This is a genomic window from Actinomyces sp. HMSC075C01 (assembly GCF_001812965.1).
Lineage (GTDB): Bacteria > Actinomycetota > Actinomycetes > Actinomycetales > Actinomycetaceae > Actinomyces > Actinomyces acetigenes.
Genome location: NZ_KV810992.1, coordinates 1 through 639, shown reverse-complemented (window position 1 = coordinate 639; position 639 = coordinate 1). Strand labels below are relative to the sequence as shown.

Below are 639 nucleotides of genomic sequence, written 5' to 3'. Positions count from 1 at the left end.
TGAGACACCCGCAGGTGTCTCACGCCCCTTGCCGTGCTCAGTACATGGCCTGAGCTCGCTCGTCAGTCAAGACGGCGTCGGCGGCATCAGCGCAGCCAGGAGTCGCCGACCAGACGAGACCACCAGGTGCCCAGCCCCAGGGTGTCGCCGGCCCGAGTCAGGGCGAACAGGATGGCGGACAAGGTCAGAACCCGGTGGAGATCGACCAAGGGGTTGGTCGCGGCGTTCTCGGTACCTCCGGTTCCGATGGGCCACATGGCCAGATACAACGAGACCATGAGTGCTTGCGTCGGGCTGGTCGGTGGACACTGACGACTGACGAACGGCGGGGTGTTGCTGCCGCACATGCGGGCGGTTACCGAAAGTGTTGGAATGCCGCCGAAAAGTAGGTGTGTCCTGGATCATGGGCTCCCGGTTTGACGTCCGTGGGGTGGACCTGCCTAAAGTACAGCCCGCTGCCGAACGGGCCGGGCCTAGTTCAAGGCCTTCCGGTAGCGGATCTGCTACGGCGGAACGTCGATCGGTGTGACCGAGAGCAATGCTCATGAGGTTGACGCTGAACCGGCAAATGTTCTAAAGTAGCGGAGTTGCTCGCCAGAGCGAGGTTAAGTCGGAAGACTTGATCGAGCCCCGGCTGGG

At 62.9% G+C, this 639-nt stretch carries 1 protein-coding gene; it reads right to left on the bottom strand.

Translation table 11 applies throughout. From position 1 onward, the window contains the following. Window positions 1-86 precede the first annotated feature (86 nt). Window positions 87-257, bottom strand: a complete 171-nt coding sequence (locus HMPREF2883_RS06575) for a hypothetical protein (RefSeq protein WP_256277370.1) — start codon at window positions 255-257, stop codon at window positions 87-89. Window positions 258-639 lie beyond the last annotated feature (382 nt).